Annotated in this window: 18 protein-coding genes; 9 read left to right on the forward strand and 9 right to left on the reverse strand. The window is 66.0% G+C overall.

The features are described from left to right. Positions 1–279: 279 nt before the first annotated feature. The 4 genes from SPHI_RS06275 (at position 280) to ribA (ending at position 4,002) form a co-directional block, all read left to right on the forward strand. Complete coding sequence (locus SPHI_RS06275; RefSeq protein WP_076744165.1) at positions 280–981, forward strand: YjbE family putative metal transport protein; 702 nt, start codon at positions 280–282, stop codon at positions 979–981. A gap of 152 nt (positions 982–1,133) precedes the next feature. Beyond that, positions 1,134–1,706: a LolA family protein gene (locus SPHI_RS06280; protein WP_076744166.1), complete on the forward strand. Its 573-nt coding sequence runs from the start codon at positions 1,134–1,136 to the stop codon at positions 1,704–1,706. Positions 1,707–2,173: 467 nt separating this feature from the next. Then, entirely contained in the window at positions 2,174–2,956 is a 783-nt protein-coding gene (locus SPHI_RS06285; protein ID WP_076744048.1) for an exodeoxyribonuclease III, read from the forward strand. Next, the gene (gene ribA, locus SPHI_RS06290) at positions 2,953–4,002 is read left to right on the forward strand and encodes a GTP cyclohydrolase II (protein WP_076744049.1); all 1,050 of its coding nucleotides are present in this window, start codon (positions 2,953–2,955) and stop codon (positions 4,000–4,002) included. Before SPHI_RS06285 ends, ribA begins: the two co-directional genes overlap by 4 nt. Before the next feature lie 242 nt (positions 4,003–4,244). Here ribA and SPHI_RS06295 read toward each other — a convergent pair whose 3' ends face one another. Both SPHI_RS06295 and SPHI_RS06300 read right to left on the reverse strand, forming a co-directional pair. After that, complete coding sequence (locus SPHI_RS06295; protein WP_076744050.1) at positions 4,245–4,910, reverse strand: HAD family hydrolase; 666 nt, start codon at positions 4,908–4,910, stop codon at positions 4,245–4,247. After that, on the reverse strand, positions 4,907–5,584 hold the full coding sequence (locus SPHI_RS06300) for a YggS family pyridoxal phosphate-dependent enzyme (protein WP_096348733.1): 678 nt from the start codon (positions 5,582–5,584) through the stop codon (positions 4,907–4,909). Before SPHI_RS06300 ends, SPHI_RS06295 begins: the two co-directional genes overlap by 4 nt. 22 nt (positions 5,585–5,606) lie before the next feature. On the opposite strand from SPHI_RS06300, the gene SPHI_RS06305 reads away from it, so the two are divergent. Next, positions 5,607–6,128: a thiamine phosphate synthase gene (locus tag SPHI_RS06305; RefSeq protein ID WP_076744052.1), complete on the forward strand. Its 522-nt coding sequence runs from the start codon at positions 5,607–5,609 to the stop codon at positions 6,126–6,128. Between the two features lie 169 nt (positions 6,129–6,297). On the opposite strand, the gene SPHI_RS06310 is transcribed toward SPHI_RS06305, so the two are convergent. Next, a complete protein-coding gene (locus tag SPHI_RS06310; protein ID WP_233130742.1) occupies positions 6,298–7,017 on the reverse strand; it encodes a porin in 720 nt (239 codons plus the stop codon). Between the two features lie 206 nt (positions 7,018–7,223). Here SPHI_RS06310 and SPHI_RS06315 point away from each other — a divergent pair, with 206 nt between their 5' ends. From SPHI_RS06315 to holA, 4 genes are read left to right on the forward strand one after another with little or no spacing between them, the layout of a single operon-like run. Then, entirely contained in the window at positions 7,224–7,661 is a 438-nt protein-coding gene (locus tag SPHI_RS06315) for a DUF3576 domain-containing protein (protein WP_076744168.1), read from the forward strand. 9 nt (positions 7,662–7,670) lie between these two features. Further along, positions 7,671–10,181 (forward strand): leucine--tRNA ligase, encoded by a 2,511-nt coding sequence (gene leuS / locus SPHI_RS06320; RefSeq protein ID WP_076744053.1) that lies wholly within the window; start codon positions 7,671–7,673, stop codon positions 10,179–10,181. Further along, on the forward strand, positions 10,178–10,690 hold the full coding sequence (gene lptE, locus SPHI_RS06325) for an LPS assembly lipoprotein LptE (RefSeq protein ID WP_076744054.1): 513 nt from the start codon (positions 10,178–10,180) through the stop codon (positions 10,688–10,690). Before leuS ends, lptE begins: the two co-directional genes overlap by 4 nt. Then, positions 10,687–11,703: a DNA polymerase III subunit delta gene (gene holA, locus SPHI_RS06330; protein WP_076744055.1), complete on the forward strand. Its 1,017-nt coding sequence runs from the start codon at positions 10,687–10,689 to the stop codon at positions 11,701–11,703. Before lptE ends, holA begins: the two co-directional genes overlap by 4 nt. Before the next feature lie 236 nt (positions 11,704–11,939). On the opposite strand, the gene SPHI_RS06335 is transcribed toward holA, so the two are convergent. Genes SPHI_RS06335 through SPHI_RS06360 form a run of 6 tightly spaced genes read right to left on the reverse strand, consistent with a single transcriptional unit; the run spans position 11,940 to position 17,472 of the window. Next, the gene (locus SPHI_RS06335; protein WP_076744056.1) at positions 11,940–12,845 is read right to left on the reverse strand and encodes a ParB/RepB/Spo0J family partition protein; all 906 of its coding nucleotides are present in this window, start codon (positions 12,843–12,845) and stop codon (positions 11,940–11,942) included. Then, complete coding sequence (locus SPHI_RS06340; protein WP_076744057.1) at positions 12,842–13,627, reverse strand: ParA family protein; 786 nt, start codon at positions 13,625–13,627, stop codon at positions 12,842–12,844. Before SPHI_RS06340 ends, SPHI_RS06335 begins: the two co-directional genes overlap by 4 nt. Continuing rightward, positions 13,624–14,190, reverse strand: coding sequence for a 16S rRNA (guanine(527)-N(7))-methyltransferase RsmG (locus SPHI_RS06345; RefSeq protein WP_233130744.1), 567 nt, complete (start codon positions 14,188–14,190; stop codon positions 13,624–13,626). Before SPHI_RS06345 ends, SPHI_RS06340 begins: the two co-directional genes overlap by 4 nt. A 50-nt stretch (positions 14,191–14,240) precedes the next feature. Continuing rightward, positions 14,241–15,965: a tRNA uridine-5-carboxymethylaminomethyl(34) synthesis enzyme MnmG gene (gene mnmG, locus SPHI_RS06350; protein ID WP_076744059.1), complete on the reverse strand. Its 1,725-nt coding sequence runs from the start codon at positions 15,963–15,965 to the stop codon at positions 14,241–14,243. Further along, complete coding sequence (mnmE, locus tag SPHI_RS06355; protein WP_076744060.1) at positions 15,965–17,236, reverse strand: tRNA uridine-5-carboxymethylaminomethyl(34) synthesis GTPase MnmE; 1,272 nt, start codon at positions 17,234–17,236, stop codon at positions 15,965–15,967. Before mnmE ends, mnmG begins: the two co-directional genes overlap by 1 nt. Beyond that, the gene (locus SPHI_RS06360) at positions 17,236–17,472 is read right to left on the reverse strand and encodes a DUF6489 family protein (protein WP_076744061.1); all 237 of its coding nucleotides are present in this window, start codon (positions 17,470–17,472) and stop codon (positions 17,236–17,238) included. The genes mnmE and SPHI_RS06360 overlap by 1 nt, the downstream gene beginning before the upstream one ends. Positions 17,473–17,486 lie beyond the last annotated feature (14 nt).

The following is a 17,486-nucleotide window of genomic DNA, read 5'->3' on the forward strand; positions in this document are numbered from 1 at the left end:
TGGCGCCGGACTCAGACCGGCTCGGCCGACGGGTGCGCAAGCAACCCGGTCGACGGCGCGGCTTTGCCGCGCCGTTTTGTGTTGGGCCGAAATTTATACCGCCTTTGACTACCCCTCTCCCCCAGCCCTCTCGCCAGCCCTCTCCCCGCCAGCAGGAAGAGGAAGACTTGTCCCTAGCCGCGCTTGTTCCCCTACGGTATCGAACGTGCGGAAACCCGAACGGCTCGCAACCGTTCGGACAGCAACACCCTCGCAGGAGCGCCGCCGTTGATCCTCACCATGTTTCTCCAGAGCGCGGGGTCGCTCGGCGACATCTGGCAGCACATCGTTGCGGATTTCTCCAACTTGTCCGATCCGGCGGCGCTGGCCGCTTTCGGCCAGGTGCTGATGATCGATCTGGTGCTGGCCGGCGACAATGCGATCGTGGTTGGCGCGCTGGCGGCGGGCCTGCCGGCGGATCAGCGCAAGAAGGTCATCATGATCGGCATTGTCGCTGCGCTGGTGCTGCGCATCGCCTTTGCGCTGGTGGTCAGCTGGCTGATGGGGATCGTGGGGCTGATCTTTGCCGGCGGGCTGCTGCTGCTGTGGGTCAGCTGGAAATTCTGGCGCGAGCTGCGCGCCGACAGCCATGCCAATAGCGGATCGGCGGAAGTCGCAGGTGACGAACATTCCGGCCTGGCACCGGCGCGCAGCTTCGCCGCCGCGGCCTGGGCAGTCGCCGTCGCGGACGTGTCGATGAGCCTCGACAACGTCCTGGCGGTCGCCGGCGCGGCGCGCGAGCATCCGGGCATCCTGGTCGTTGGCCTGATCCTGTCAGTCGCGCTGATGGGCTTGGCGGCGAACCTGATCGCGCGGATCATCGAGCGTTATCGCTGGATCGCCTATCTCGGCCTGGCGGTGATCGTCTTTGTGGCGTTCAAGATGATCTACGAAGGGTGGATCGGCACGGGCGAGACGGTGGGGCTCAGCACGCTGTTCTGACGCCAGCCTCGTCACCCCGGGGCTTGACCTGGGGTGACGGGAAGCAGGCGAACCCCGGGGTTCACCGCGCGTTCAACGCTTGCTCACGATAGCCGTGACAACCACTCGGGAGAGCCGTGTTGAAGATCCTGTTTCCCGTCGCCGCCGTGGCGATGGTTGCCGCCCCGGCAGTCGCGCAATCGAGCGACCTTGCCGCCGTCCAGAACCATCTGCGCGCCGTCAACACGATGACGGCGGATTTCACGCAGACCGATCGCGCCGGCAAGACGCTGACCGGCACCTTGTCGCTGAAGAAGCCGGGCAAGATCCGCTTCCAATATGAAAAGGGCGTACCGATCCTTGTGGTGGGTGATGGCAAGGCACTGACATTCATCGATTATTCGGTGAAGCAGGTGCAGCGCTGGCCGATCAGCAATTCGCCCTTGGGCGTGCTGATCAATCCCGATCGTGACATCTCCCGCTATGCCAAGGTGGTGCCGAGCGGTGACCAGCGCGTGTTGTCGGTGGAGGGATATGATCCCAAGCACCCTGAATATGGTCGCATCACCATGGTGTTCGCGCGGGACGGTGGAGCGCCGGGCGGGTTGATGCTTCAGGGCTGGGTGACGCTGGACAGTCAGGGCAACCGCACCACCATCCGTCTCGCAAACCAGCGCTTCAACGCGCCGGTAAGCGACGGAACGTTCCGCTGGAACGATCCACGGAAATCGGCCCGCCGAAGCTGAACCGAAACCGACCTTCCTGTTCATGCGCGGGACAGGAAGCTGCGCTTAAAACGATCGTTGCGGATGTGGGGCGGTTCGGGATTTTCCCCCTGTTGCCCGGACTGATTGCCCCACAACCCCCTGCGTGACGAACGCCAGGTTGGCCCTCGCTCCATGCCCCCGGAGCGGGGGCCTTTCTGCGTAGGGCGCATGCCGACCAAGTCGGCAAGACGCTCAAGCACGGCCGGCGGCCCGCAGGTGCCGTCCGACGACGCGGCTTTGCCGCGGCGGCTGTGGGGGGTCAGCAGCCTGCGTTTGATGTGCGGCACGGTGGATGCCGGCACGAGGCCGGCATGACGGTGGGCTGGGCTAGCGCTCTGGCGCTAGCAGCAGCTGGGGCGGAGGGCTGGATCCCGGATCAGGTCCGGAGTGACGACGACCGTTGGGGCACAGTTGTCGCCCTTCGCTACGCTCGCTAAGTCGCCCACGTGAAGATCGTCAGCTGGAACATCAATTCGGTCCGTTTTCGCATCGACATCGTCGAGCGGTTCCTGCGCGAGGTGCAGCCGGACGTGCTGTGCCTGCAGGAAACCAAGGTGATCGACGCGGACTTTCCGTTCGAGACGTTTCGCGCGCTCGGCTACGAGCATATCCTGATTCACGGCCAGCGGATGCACCACGGCGTGGCGATCGTCAGCCGGGTGCCGGTGAGCGAGGATGACCGGTTCGACTGGCAAGCCAATCGCGAGGCGCGGCATATCGGCGTGCGGCTGGCGAACGGCGTGCGTATCGAGAACGTCTATGTTCCGGCAGGCGGCGACGTGCCTGATCGCGAGGTGAACGCGAAGTTCGGGCAGAAGCTCGATTTCGTGCAGCGGATGACCGATTGGTCGGCCGCGCTGGACTGCCCGACGATCCTGACCGGCGACTTCAACATCGCGCCGCTGCCCAGCGACGTGTGGAGCCACAAGGCATTGCTCAAGGTGGTGAGCCATACCCCGGTCGAGGTGGAAGCGCTCGACCGGCTGCAAGCGTCGAACGACTGGATCGATCTGGGGCGTCATTTCCATCCGGCCCCGGCGCGGCTGCACACCTGGTGGAGCTATCGCTCGCCTGACTGGACCAAGAACGATCGCGGGCGGCGGCTGGATCACATGTGGGCGACGGGCGACGTGGCGAAATCCGCGACGCGCCATCATGTCTTCGAGGACTGCCGCAGCTGGATCAAGCCTTCAGACCATGTGCCGATCATGACGGAGTTCGCCTTTTGACCAACCCTCGGCTGGCTGCGCGGGCGATCGATGCGCTTCGGCGCGGCTGGCCGATCCGCATCGGGACGCTGGGGCTGCTGCCGATCGAGACGGCCGATCCAGTGCGGCTGGCGGCGTTCGATCCGGAGGAGGAGGCGCCCGTGCTGCTTTCCGCGGGGCGCGCGGAAACGCTGAAGCTCGCCAATCAGCTGGAAGCTGCGGTGCCCGATGCGCCGGTACTGGTCGATCGCGCACCGTGGATCGACTTCGCCACAGCGACCGCGTTAGCCGATCCGCAGCTGGACTTGGCGACGCCGCTGAAAGGACCATTCCGCGCGATCACGGTGATCGCGCCGGCGGATGCGGGTGCCGCGTTGCGGCTGGCGCGGGTGGCGGGGATGCTGCCGGCGTTCTTTGTGCGCTCAGGCGGGCAGGGTGAGGTGACGCTTTCGCCCAGCGATATCGACGCGCATGAGGATGCAATCCGGCTGTCGATCGCGGCACGGGCCAGGCTGCCCGTCGCCCATGCCGAGGATGCGGAAATCGTCGCCTTCCGCACGCCGGAGGGACCGGGCGAGCATGTCGCGCTGTTGATCGGATCACCCAATGGCGCGCCGCCGCTGGTGCGGCTGCACAGCGAATGCCTGACCGGGGACGCGCTCGGCAGCCTGAAGTGCGATTGCGGGCCGCAGCTGGACGCGGCGCTGAAGGCGATCGCGGCGTCTGACTGGGGCATCCTGCTGTACCTGCGGCAGGAAGGGCGAGGGATCGGGCTGGTTAACAAGCTGCGGGCGTATGCCTTGCAGGATCAAGGCTTCGATACGGTGGACGCGAACACGCGACTGGGCTTCGCGATTGACGCGCGCGATTTCGGGGTGGCGGCACGGATGCTCGATCTGTTGGGGCAGCGCGAGGTGCGGCTGCTGACCAACAATCCCGGCAAGGTACAGGGGCTGGAGGCGCATGGCATCCGCGTCGCGGAGCGCGTGCCGCATTTCCTGCCGACGAATAAGCATAATGAACAATATCTGGCGACCAAGCGGGATCGTACCGGGCACCAACTTTAGGTTCGTCGGCCAGGGGGCTTGGAGAAAGTTTGTTCACGCGAAGGTGAAGGCGCGAAGAAGAGGTTGTTCTCACAGGGAGCGCAGAGGACACGAAGCCGAAACCCTTCGTGACTCTCGTCTCGCGACAGCGAGACCTTCATTATCGAGCCGCCGGACGCGGCTCGGAACATTACCTCCGGCGCATCATCTCTGTAATCTCTGCGCTCTCTGTGAAAACATAATCTTCGCGCCTTCGCTTGAACCTAAAGCCCCAGCTCGCGACGCACATCCTCGAAATCGCGGGCGACGGCCTGAACGCCGATCTCGCGCAGGCGGGCGTCGTGACCGATGGCGCAGTGGCGGCCGGCGCACAGGCCAATGACATGGCCGCCGCTCGCGACCGCGCCAGTGGCGCCGACTGGAGAATCTTCGAGGATCGCGCAGCGTTCGATGGGAATGCCGAGCTGTCTGGCGCCGTAGAGGTACAGGTCAGGCGCAGGCTTGCCGCGGGTGACGTGTTCGGCGCCCGAATAAAGGTGATCGCCGAATACTCCTTGCAGCCCGAGGTGGCGCAGGTGGGTGCTGATCCAGCGGGTCGAGCTCGATGACACCACCGCCTTGGGCAAATCAGCGGGGAGCGAGCGGACAAAGGCGACTGCGCCGGCGACTTCCTCCACCCCTTCGGCGAGGACGCGTTCGTTCTCCGCCATGCGGTGCTCCTGCCAATCGGCCGGCAGCGGCCCGCCGATGAATGCCTCGACCCGATCGATGAAGTCACGCCCGGCATGGCCCATGAAGCGCGCCATCGATTCCTCCGGGGTGATCGGATGGCCGGCGGCGGTCAGGAAATCGGCAATATGCTGGTTGCCGAGATATTCGCTCTCGATCAGCACGCCATCGAAGTCGAAGAGCAATGCATCGAACTTCATGCGCTTGCTCCCTTGGACGCGCGTTCACCGAACAGCGCGGAGCCGATGCGCACGTGTGTGGCACCAATCATCACCGCGGTTTCGAAATCGTCCGACATGCCCATGCTGAGCCCAGCCACCCCTTCCTCTCGCGCGATCTTGGCGAGCAGCGCGAAATAGGGGGCAGCATCGACGCCGTTAGGGGGTAGGCACATCAATCCGGTGACCGGCAGGTCTGCGGTTCGCGCCGCTGCAAGCAGCGGCGGCAGATCGATGATGGCGCAGCCGCCTTTTTGCGGCTCCTCGCCGATGTTGACCTGGATGAAGCAGGCGGGGCGGCGGCCTTGCGCGTCCATCGCCTTGGCCAAGGCGGCGATCAGCGATGGGCGATCGACGGCGTGGATCGCATCGGCCATGGCGACGGCTTCGTTGGCCTTGTTGGATTGCAGCTGGCCGATCAGGTGCAGCCGTGCGTCCGGATAGCGTTCGCGCAAGGCCGGCCATTTCTCGCCCGCCTCCTGAACCCGGTTCTCGCCGAAATCGCGGTGGCCGGCGGCGAGCAGCGGTTCGATGGCATCGGCCGGGTGCGTCTTCGATACCGCGATCAAGGTGATGTCGGTAGCGTCGCGGCGGGCGAGCTTGGCGGCATGCGCGATCCGGCTGTGGATCGCGGCGAGGCGGTCGTCGGCTTGCATCGGGCGCGCTATAGGCAGCGGCATGCAGCGCCGCCACCCCGTCCCGCGTCTCTGGCTGATGACCGACGAGCGGATGGGGGAAGCGTTGTGGCGCGCGGTGCGGCGGCTGCCGCAGGGCGGAGGCATTGTTTTCCGGCATCATGCGACGCCGTTGGCGGAGCGGCGGCGGCTGTTTGCGCGGTTGTTGCGGCTCGCGCGGGCGCGCGGACTGGTGCTGGTGCGCGCAGGTACGGTGCCGCTGTATGGCGAGATGGGGGTGCACAAGGCCGAGGGCCGGCACGTGCCGGCATTGGTGACCTGGCCGGTGCATGATGGGCTGGAAGCGCGCCGGGCGCGGCGGGCAGGGGCGCATGTGGCGTTCGTGTCGCCGGTGTTCGCGACAAGGTCGCATCCGGGTTCGAAGGTACTTGGGGTCAGCCGAGCGCAAGCGTTGGCGCGTGTGTTGCCGATGAAGCGAATTGCGCTGGGCGGGATGGATGCACAACGATTTCGTCGTTTGCAGGATTTCGACGGGTGGGCCGCGATCGACGCTTGGTTGCGCTGATCGGAAGTTTCCGCTCACGCCGCCATCCGAGCTTCGTGGCTCCGCATGTGCTGGCGCTAGACGGGCAAGCGACACTGTCCGCGGACGTTGGATCCCGGATCAGGTCCGGGATGACATGGGTGGGTTGGACAGCGGTCGTGCGAAAGCAGCGACGGGGCGGACGCGTGCGTTAGAAGCGGAACGCCGTGCCGACGTACACCGCCTGGCTGTCACGGCGGTCATCCGTGAAGCGCGCAAGCCGCTCACGTTCCGATTTGTAGCGCAAGCCGGCGGTAAGATCGATGTTGCGCGTCAGCGAGTAGGAGCCGCCAACATCGAGCGAATAGCTTTCCGCGCCATCGACCAGCTTGGGCGTGGTGCCCGGCAGCGGGCGATCGCTGCCTGCCTTCACGCGGCCAGTGAAACGGGGCAGCGAATAGCTGACCGCCACGTCGGCGGCTTCGCGGCTGCCCGGCTGGCCGGCGAGATCGACCTTGGCGATATCCCCCGACACGGCAAAGCGCTTCCAGCCCACCGATACGCCGAGGTTATACGCCACCGGCACCAACCCAACCGTCGGCGCAGCCGCTGCGGCGGCGGCGGTGCGATCCGTATCGGCAATCCGCGTGGAGCGTGCGCGCACCGCAACGGTAACCGGACGATTGCCCTGGCGATTCTCGGACGGGGTGAAACGGAACTCGCCATTGCCCAGTCCGCTGCGCGCGAACGCTGCAGCCAGTCGTGGATCGGCCGACGACGGTGTAAAGCCACCAAGATTGCGAGCTGCACCGCCTGGCCGCTTAGGTGCCACGCGATCGATCTCGGACGCGCCGATCGCTGGTGCCACGGCAAGCGCCATCGCGGCAAATGCCACGACCGACCCACCGATAAGCGCACGAGCAGCGAACACGATTCCCTCCAACCCCTGGAGAACGCGCCTAACACGATTCGTTGGCCCGTCGCCATGGTGGTTTGTTGCTTTTGAGCGAAGTGTTGCATGCTTTCCACAATCGCCGGCCCAAATTCGGGCGGCAGCTGGCGCATGCCATGAACTTGCGAGGGCAGGGCACCCTCTGTACAGGTCGCTGCCGAGAGTTTTCCATCAGGACGATGCCGATGTTCCGCCCGTTGCGTTCCGCGCTGGTCGTTAGTGCTGCCCTTGCCGTTGCGGCTTGCGGTGGTGGCCAGAAGCGACCGGAGGCCGATCTGGCCGCCAGCCGTGTCACCACCATCGGGGTGAACAGCTATTTGTGGCGGGCGTCGCTCGACACGCTGAGCTTCATGCCGCTGCTTCAGACGGATTCCAACGGCGGCGTCATCGTCACCGACTGGTACGTCAATCCGCAGACGCCGACCGAGCGGATGAAGGTGACCGTGACGATCCTCGACCAGGATCTGCGCGCCGACGCTGTGCGTGTCGCGGCGCTGCGTGAAGTGAACCGTGGCGGGCAGTGGGTGTCCTCGCCGGTTGCCGCCGCCACGACGCAGAAGCTGGAAGACGTGATCCTGACCCGCGCGCGTGACCTGCGCCGCGCCTCCTCGGCCGTTAACTAAGGTTCACGCATGAGCCAGCGTTTCAACGCACTCGCCGCCGACGCCCGCTGGCAGCGGGTGTGGGACGAGCGCGCGACCTTTGCCGCGGACGACACGTCGCCCAAGCCCAAGAGCTATGTGCTCGAGATGTTCCCCTATCCTTCGGGGCGCATTCACATGGGGCATGTGCGCAATTACACGATGGGCGACGTGCTGGCGCGCTTCCGCCGGATGAACGGCATGGAAGTGCTCCACCCGATGGGGTGGGACGCGTTTGGCATGCCGGCCGAGAATGCGGCGATGGAAAAGGGCGTCCATCCAGGCGGCTGGACGCGCGACAATATCGCCACGATGAAGGCGCAGCTGAAGCGGCTGGGCTTTGCGCTCGACTGGACGCGCGAGTTCGCGACCTGCGACCCGGAATATTACGGGCATGAGCAGGCGCTGTTCCTGAAGTTCCTGGAGGCTGGCCTTGTCTATCGCCGCGAGAGCGCGGTGAACTGGGATCCGGTCGACATGACCGTGCTCGCCAACGAGCAGGTGATCGACGGGCGCGGCTGGCGCTCGGGCGCGCTGGTCGAGAAGCGCAAGCTGAACCAGTGGTTCCTCAAGATCACGGCGTTTGCGGACGATCTGCTGTCGGGTCTGGGTGATCTCAAGGACTGGCCCGACAAGGTCCGGCTGATGCAGGAGAACTGGATCGGCAAGAGCCAGGGCCTGACGTTCCGCTTCGCGCTGACCGACGGCGCGGGGACGGGCGAGGGCGTGGTCGAGGTCTATACGACGCGGCCGGACACGATCTTCGGCGCGAGCTTCGTGGCGGTGGCGGCGGATCACCCGCTGGCTCAGTCGGTGGCGGCCGGCAATCCGGCGGCGCAGACGTTCATCGAGGAATGCCGCCGCGGCGGTACCACCGCAGCCGAGCTGGAGACGCAGGAGAAGCAGGGCTTCGACACGGGCTACAAGGCGGCGCATCCGTTCGATCCGTCGCTGCAACTGCCGGTGTATATCGCGAATTTCGTGCTGATGGACTATGGCGTCGGCGCGGTGTTCGGCGTGCCGGCGCACGACCAGCGCGATTTTGAGTTCGCGACCAAGTACAAGCTGCCGATCCGGCGCGTCGTGTCGGAGGGCGCCAAGGATGCGCCCGACTTCGACGAGGCGGAGGCCTATACCGGGCCTGGCACGCTGGTGAACTCGCACTTCCTCGACAGCATGGACATTGAGGAGGCCAAGCGCGAAGTCATCACCCGCGCGGAGGCCGGCGGCTGGGGTGAGGGGACAACGGTGTTCCGCCTGCGCGACTGGGGGATCAGTCGCCAGCGTTACTGGGGCACGCCAATCCCGATCATCCATTGCGCTGACTGTGGTGCGGTGCCAGTGCCGGCGGACCAGTTGCCGGTGAAGCTGCCCGACGATGTGAGCTTCGCGGTGCCCGGCAACCCGCTCGATCGCCATCCGACGTGGAAGCATGTTGCGTGCCCGTCGTGCGGCGGCGAAGCGGTCCGCGAGACCGACACGCTCGATACCTTTGCGGATTCCTCCTGGTATTTCATTCGTTTTGCCAGCCAGCCCGATGACAAGCCGTTCGATCGTGCGGTGGCCGAGCAGTGGCTGCCAGTCGGCCAGTATATCGGGGGGGTGGAGCATGCGATCCTGCACCTGCTCTACGCGCGCTTCTGGACGCGCGCATTGCAGCATGTCGGCATGATCGACGTGGCCGAGCCGTTCGCCGGGCTGTTCACCCAGGGCATGGTGACTCACGAGACGTACAAGTCCTCGGACGGGCGCTGGTTGTCGCCAGCGGATATCGACAGCGGGATCGAGACCGCGACGGGGCAGCCGGTGACGGTGGGCCGCGTCGAGAAGATGTCCAAGTCCAAGAAGAACACCGTCGATCCCGAGCCGATCGTGGATCAATATGGTGCGGACGCGGTGCGCTGGTTCATGCTGTCGGATTCGCCTCCGGAGCGCGATCTGGAGTGGAGCGAGAACGGGATCGAGGGTGCATGGCGCTTCATCCAGCGGCTGTGGCGCCTGTTGGCCGACGAGGGCGCCGGGCAGGGCGAGGATATCGCGCTCCGCAAGGCCGCGCATCGCGCCACCAAGGGCGTTGCCGAGGCGATCGAGGGCTTGCAGTTCAACAAGGCCGTCGCGCTGATCTACACGCTCGCCAATGCGATCGAGAAGGCGGCGCCGTCGCAGGATCGCACCGCGGCGCTCGGTACGCTGCTGCGCATCACCGCCCCCATGGTGCCGCATCTCGCCGAGGAAGTCTGGGCCGCGCAGGGCAATGACGGGCTGATCGCCGATGTTGCCTGGCCGAGCGTCGACCCTGCCTTGCTGGTGGATGATGAAGTGACCGTGGCGCTTCAGGTCAACGGCAAGCTGCGCGACACGATCGTGCTGCCGAAAGGATTGGCGCGTGAGGAAGCCGAGGCGCGTGCGCTGGCATCGGAAAAGATCGTCCGCGCAATGGAGGGCAAAGCGCCGCGCAAGGTGATCGTGGTGCCCGACCGCCTAGTGAACATCGTCGCATGAAGCGGCTGCTGCCCTTGCTGATCGTGCCGCTGCTCGCCCCGGTGCTGGGCGGCTGCGGGCTGAAACCGCTCTATGCCGGCGGCGGCTCGGGCGAGGTCGCGACGGCGCTGGGCCAGATCGAGGTGGCGCCGATCGAGGGGCGGGCCGGTTGGTTGGTCGCCAACGCGCTTCGCGATCGGCTGGGGGCCGTGCCCGCCGGTGGGGCGGCTCGCTATCGCCTTCAGATCAAGCTGGATGACGAGATCACCGGTCTTGCGATCCGCCGCGACGATTCGGTCGCGCGTGAACGGCGCACGCTGCGGGCGCGATATCAGCTCGTCGAGCTCGACAAGGGCGGGGTAGTGCTGGACGCGACCGCCGGCTCCGACGCAGGAATCGACGTGGTCGGTTCGGACTATGCCACGATCGCCGCGGAGGCGACCGCGCTGGAGCGGCTTTCTCAGACGGTTGCGGACCAGATCCTGATGCGTATCGCGGTGTACTCGAGGCGCGCGCCCGAAGCGCCATGAAGGCGACCGAGGCGCGGCTGAAGGCGGCGCTGGACAAGCCGCCGGCCGATATCCGGCTCTACCTGCTGTTCGGGCCGGACGAGGCGGGGGCGCTGGCGCTTGCCGATCGCCTGCCGCGCGCGCTCGGCCCGGAGGCCGAGCGGGTCGATCTCGATGGAGCGACGCTGCGCGGCGATCCGGCACGGTTGGCGGATGAGGCGGCATCGATGTCGCTATTCGGTACGGCACGGCACATCCGGGTGGCGCCCGCCGGCGATGAGAGCCTGGCGGCGGTCACCGCGCTGTTAGAGGCGGAGCGCGTCGGCAACCCGGTGGTGATGATCGCGCCGGGGCTGAAGGCGACGTCCAAGGTGGCGAAGCTGGCCCTCGACTCGCCGCTCGCGCTTGCGCTGGCCTGCTACGTACCTGGAGCTGACCAGCTGGAGGGGATTGCCGGTGAGATGGCGCGCGAGCAGGGGCTGCGGCTCGGCGCCGGCGTGGCGCGACGCCTGGCGCAGGCCGGCGGCGGCGACAGGGCCGTGATGGCACGCGAGATCGAAAAGCTTGCGCTGTACCTCGACGCAGCCCCTGAGCGGCCAACGGAATGCGATCAGGCGGCGCTGGACGCGGTCGGTGCCGATCTGGGCGAGGCGGAGACCGGGGACGTTATCGAGGCGCTGGTGGCGGCCCAGCCGGCATCACTGGGCGAAGCCTTGCGCCGCCTGGACGAGGCGGGTGTATCGCCGATCCCGTGGCTGCGCGCATTGGCGCGACGGCTGGCAAATTTGGCCGAGATGAAGGGCGAGGTAATCGCCGGTAACGATGTGGGCAGCGTGATGAAGCGGCATCGGGTGTTTTTCAAGGAAGAGGCGGCAACCGGGGCAGCGCTGCGGCGCTGGTCGCCCCAAGCGCTGGCGCGCGCGCTGGCGATCGTGCGCGAGGCCGAGCGCGCGGTGATCGCAGGCGGCGGATCCGCCGGTGACGTGCTAGCGGGCCAGGCAATGCTGGAGTTGGCAGTGAAGGTGCGGGGATAGCTGGCCTGTGCTGAGCGGCGCGGGACGGGGGCGTTCCTGGTCGCGGAACTTAGCAGCATCTTCGTGTATCGGCGTCGTCAAGCCGGGCTTGTCCCGGCATCCACCGCGCCGCATGCCTTAAGCCGTCGAGTCTGTGGAACAGTGGACCCCGGCACAGGACCGGGGTGACGTAGAGCGTGATGGCCGCTTCGCGTTATTCGTAAGGATGGGAAGGGGCTGAAATGCCGCGCCCCCGCTCAGATCGGCTCCCCGCTCAGCCGCTGGCAGATCATGTCGAGCTGATCGAGGGTCGAATAGTCGATCGTCACGGCGCCTCCGGCAGCGCCGAAGGTGATGCGAACCTTCACACCGAGCAGGTCACCCAATTGCCGCTCCAGTGCCGCGACGTCGGCATCGCCGGCGCTGGTGACGGTGCCTTCCACCGGCTCGCGCCGCGGCTTGCGTGCCGATGCCGGCTTGGCGTTTTGCGCCAGCTTCTCGGTCTGGCGCACCGACAAGCCCTTGCTTACCACCTGCTCCGCCAGCGCCTCTGCGTCGGGTGCACCGATGATCGCGCGGGCGTGGCCCATGCTTAGTGTGCCATCCACCACCCGCGCCTGCACTGGCTTGGGCAGATCGAGCAGGCGCAGCAGGTTGGCGACATGGCTGCGCGACTTGTGAACCGTTTTGGCGAGCACTTCCTGTGTGTGGCCGAACTCGTCGAGCAGGCGGCTATACGCCTCAGCCTCCTCGATTGCATTCAGATCCTGGCGCTGAATGTTCTCGACGAGCGCGATCTGTAGCGTCTCGGTATCGGTGTAGTCGCGAACGACCACCGGCACTTCATGCAGTCGGGCGCGCTGCGCGGCGCGCCAGCGGCGCTCCCCAGCGACAATCTGGTAATTGTGCCCGTGCGGACGAACGACGATCGGCTGGATGATCCCGCGTTCGGCGATCGAGGCCGCGAGCTCGTTCAGCGCATCCTCGTCGAAGTGCCGGCGCGGCTGTTCGGGATGTGGTGCGATCGCGCTGACCGGGATCAGGCGGACGCCAGGGGGTGGGCCACTGGTGTTATCTGCCGGCGAGTCATCGCGCGCGATGTCACCGAGCAGGGCACCAAGGCCGCGGCCAAGCCCGCCGCGTGGGCGCTTGATGTCACTCATGCCGCTGCCTCGCCGCTGGCCCGGGGCAGGCGCGCGATGAGCTCGCGGGCGAGCGCGATATAAGCCTGCGAGCCGCTGCACCGGTGATCGTAGATCAGGGCCGGGAGGCCGTGGCTGGGCGCTTCGGACAGGCGGACGTTGCGCGGGATGACGGTGTCAAACACTACCTTGCCCAACACTGCACGCACGTCCGCCGAGACCTGCTCAGTCAATCGGTTGCGGCGATCGTACATGGTCAGCGCGACGCCAATGATCGAAAGCGATGGGTTGAACCGCGCACGGATGCGCTCCACTGTCGTGAGCAATTGACTGAGCCCTTCCAAGGCGAAGAACTCGCATTGCAGCGGTACCATCAATGAATCGGCGGCGACCATGGCGTTGATGGTCAGCAACCCCAGCGAGGGCGGGCAATCGATTAGCGCGATGTCCCAGCGGGGCGGGGCAGCATCGAGCGCGCGGTGCAGCCGATGGGTTCGCTGCTCAAGCTCGACCAGCTCGATCTCGGCGCCCGACAGGTCCACCGTGCCGGGCAGAATGTCGAGGCGCGGTACACCCGTGGCTACCACACCGTCCTCAACCGGTGCTTGATCGATCAGGACATTATAGCTCGACGTGCTCCGCTGGGCCTGGGTGATGCCCAAGCCCGTTGAGGCATTACCCTGCGGATCGAGATCGATGAGCAGCACACGTTTGCCGGTCGCGGCCAGCGCCGTGCCCAGGTTGATGGCGGAGGTCGTCTTGCCGACGCCACCCTTTTGATTGGCTACCGCGATGCGGATCATCGCCGTTCCTTCACGTTATGAGCGACGACGATGCCCGACGCAGGATCGGTGATGCTTCGTTCCACGTGGAACAATCCCGCAAAGCGGCGCCGCGCTTCGTTCATCTCCGTGGTGGCCGATTGTCCCTTCGGGAGCAAGTAGAGCGTGTTCATATCGGCAAGATGCGCCGTCGATTGCAACAAATCCGATAACGACGCGACGGCACGGGCAGAAATCACCGACGCCGTGGCTCCCGTGACTCGTTCGACCTTCGCCTGCTGAACGGTCACCCGCGCTGCTATACCCTCCTGCTCGGCCACCTGACGAAGCAAATCGGCACGCAGCCGGCGGGGCTCGACCAGGATGACGGGTCGCTCGATGACGAGAGCGACAACCATCCCGGGGAAACCCGCACCAGTGCCAACGTCCAGCCACGTGCCCGGCTGATCGTTGGCGAGCGGCAGGAGTTGTGCTGAGTCGAGAAAGTGGCGCTGCCATAGTGCGTTGAGCGTGGCGCGCGCTACGAGGTTCTGCTGCTCGCTCTTCCGCCGGATCAAATCGGCAAAGCGATCGAGCGCCGGCATTGCGCTGTCCCCGACGATTGCCCGAACCGCGTCGCGTGCTTGTTCCTCGTTCATCGCCGCGCCTTGGCGTCGAGCCACAATGCTGTCAGCGCCGCAGGGGTGACACCGCGAACGCGTGAGGCCTCACCGAGGGTTTGTGGGCGGGCAGCACGAAGCCGTTCGCGCATTTCGTTGGATAAGCCGGCGATTCGATCGAGCTGGGTATCGCTGGCTATCGTCACGCGATCATCATGCTTCATTCGCGCGATCTCGGCTGCCTGTCGGGCGAGATAGGGGGCGTAGCGAACATCCTCCTCATGCTCGCGGCGAAGGTCCGCATCGATGGTTATGTCGCTATCGCCAGCACGCAGCCGCGCCCGTTGCGCCATGCGTGCACCGACATGGCCACGGCGATCGGCGGACAACAAGCCCAGGTTTTCGGCCGTCGCGGAGAGCCGCGCTTCTGCATTGTCGGCGCGCAGCGCGAGCCGGTATTCGGCGCGCGCGGTGAGCATGCGATATGGCTCGCTGATCCCTTGCAGGACAAGATCGTCGATCATTACGCCGATATAACTGGCGCTACGGTCCGGGAGCAGGGGAGCCAGGTCAAGGGCCGCGGCGGCGGCGTTCGCGCCAGCCACAAGGCCCTGCGCCGCCGCTTCCTCATAGCCGGTCGTTCCGTTGATCTGCCCGGCGAGATAAAGGCCGGCGAGTTGCGGCAGCGCCAAGGTCGCGTTCAACGCCCGCGGATCGATGTGGTCATATTCCACGGCATAGCCGTGCATGGTGATGTGGACGCGCTCGAGCCCGGGGACGGTGCGGAGGAAAGCTTCCTGTACGTCGGCCGGCAATGAGGTCGAGATGCCATTGGGATAGACGATCGGATCGTCGAGACCTTCCGGCTCAAGAAATATCTGGTGGCCGTCGCGATCACCGAACCGGCGAATTTTGTCCTCGATCGAGGGGCAGTAGCGTGGCCCTTGACCTTCGATCGCGCCGGTCTGCAAGGGCGAGCGATGGAGATTGTCGGCGATGATCGCGTGGGTCTGGGTTGTAGTCCGCGTGATCGCGCAGGCAAGCTGCGGGAGCAGCCGGGCGCGCGTCATCGGTGACATGGTCCAAGGATCAACATCGGTCGGTTGCGGTTCGAGCCGTGCCCAATCGATCGTGCGCCCGTCCAGTCGCGGCGGTGTGCCGGTCTTCAGTCGCCCCATCGGCAGCGCGAGATCACGAAGCTGACGGGCGAGGGGGAGGGCCGCGGCCTCGTCAACACGGCCACCGGCTTGCTGCTCTTCGCCGCGGAAGAGCCGGCCGCCCAAGAATGTGCCGGTTGCGAGGACCACAGCCGAGGCTTGCAGCTTGGCACCGGTTGCGAGTTCCACGCCGTTGACCCGGTCTTCATCAAGCAGCAACGCTACGGCTTCGCCAGTAACAACAGCGATGTTCGGCTCACTTGCGATCATGCGCTGGATAGCTGCGGCATAGAGGCGACGGTCGGCTTGCAGCCGCGGGCCTTGCACCGCCAGGCCCTTACTGCGGTTCAACATGCGATGGTGAATACCGGCAGCATCGGCAGCGCGGGCCATCAGGCCGTCATAAGCATCAACCTCACGAACCAAATGACCTTTGCCGAGACCGCCGATAGAGGGATTGCAGGACATGGCGCCGATGCGGCTGGGATCATGGCTGACCAGCGCCACCTTGGCACCACGGCGAGCGGCCGCAGCCGCCGCCTCGGTGCCCGCGTGACCGCCACCGACCACGATAACGTCAAACCATTGTTCCACGTGAAACATCACTTTCCGACACAGAAGCGCTCAAACAAGGAGTCAAGCATGGCCTCGGTTGCGTCGATACCGAGCAGACCCGCGAGCGCGCGTGATGCCGTTCGTAGTTCTTCCGCGCGTAACAGCAAGTCGTCACTATCGGCCGAACGAGCCAGCGCAGCACGCGCGGCCGAAATCGCAGTTCGCTGCGATTGGTGAAACGACGGGCCGTCAGGCGTTCCTAGCAGCGCATCGCCCCGCTGCTCGATAGCGCTCCACAATCGATCGATGCTCGCCGGATCGTGGATCGAGGTGGCAATGGCGTCGGCGTGATCAAGCGGGCGAGTGTCAGCTTGCGCATGGATGATCAGCGACCGTGCATCGGCCTCAGCCTGAGGGTTCAGGTCGAGGATGATGTCCGCCGCGGCGGCCGCGGCGCGTGCCCGTTCGATGCCGATCTGCTCGATGGGATCATCGCTGTCGTCGCGCAGACCTGCGGTATCAATCAGCGCGTACACACGGCCGCGGCGGATCACGCTCGCCTCGACGCGATCGCGCGTGGTGCCGGCGATCGGCGAAACAATCGCTGCTTCGCGACCCACCAGTGCGTTGAGCAGGGAGGACTTGCCCGCATTTGGCGGCCCCACCAACACGACGCGAACACCGTCACGGTAACGCTCGACGGCCGGACGCGACAGCGTCGCATCGAGCGTGGCGACAAGGCGCCGTGTCTCCGCATCGATCGCCGCCGCCTCCACCGGGAGGACGTCGCCCTCATCCTCGAAATCGATCGCTGCCTCAACCAGTGCGGCGATCCCGGACACGTCCCTCATCCACCCTTCGACAAGGCGGCTCACAGTCCCCTCGGCACTGTCGATTGCAATACGGCGCTGCTGCTCGGTTTCCGCTTCGAGCAGATCGGCGAGGCCCTGCGCCTGGATCAGATCGATGCGGCCATTCGCCAAGGCGCGGCGCGTGAACTCCCCAGGCTCGGCGGCGCGCAGTCCGTCCATACCGGCAAGCGCGCGCTCCGCGGCGGCGACTACGGCGCGACCGCCATGAAGGTGAAGTTCGGTGAGATCCTCGCCAGTTGCGGTGTTAGGGCCGGGAAACACCAGCACCAGCGCGCGATCGATCGGATCGCCAGCCGCATCGCGCAAGGTGCGCAGTGCGGCACGGCGCGGTTCTGGGAGGGTGCCGGCCAGCCTCTCAGCCGCTGCGAGCGCTTGCGGGCCGCTGATGCGCAACACGGCGATCGCGGCTGGCGGGCGGCCGCTCGAAACGGCGAAGATCGTGGCCATCAACCGCCCGGCTTTGTGCCGGACTCAAAGACGCCGCGCCAGAAGGCGGCGCCAGCCTCTCCCATCGGCGCCCAGCTCTTCATCATGCTATCCACCATCTCGGGCCGCACCATGCCCTGATCCATCGATTGCTGGATCATCGCGACGTAGCGGTCGTGGAGCGGCGTGAGGTCCGGCAAGCCAAGTGCCCGGCGGGCCTCTTCCGGCGTGCAATCAACCTCGATGGTGACCTTCATTCTTGCGCTCCCTT

It is taken from the genome of Sphingomonas jeddahensis (genome assembly GCF_001981525.1).
Classification (GTDB): Bacteria; Pseudomonadota; Alphaproteobacteria; order Sphingomonadales; family Sphingomonadaceae; genus Sphingomonas; species Sphingomonas jeddahensis.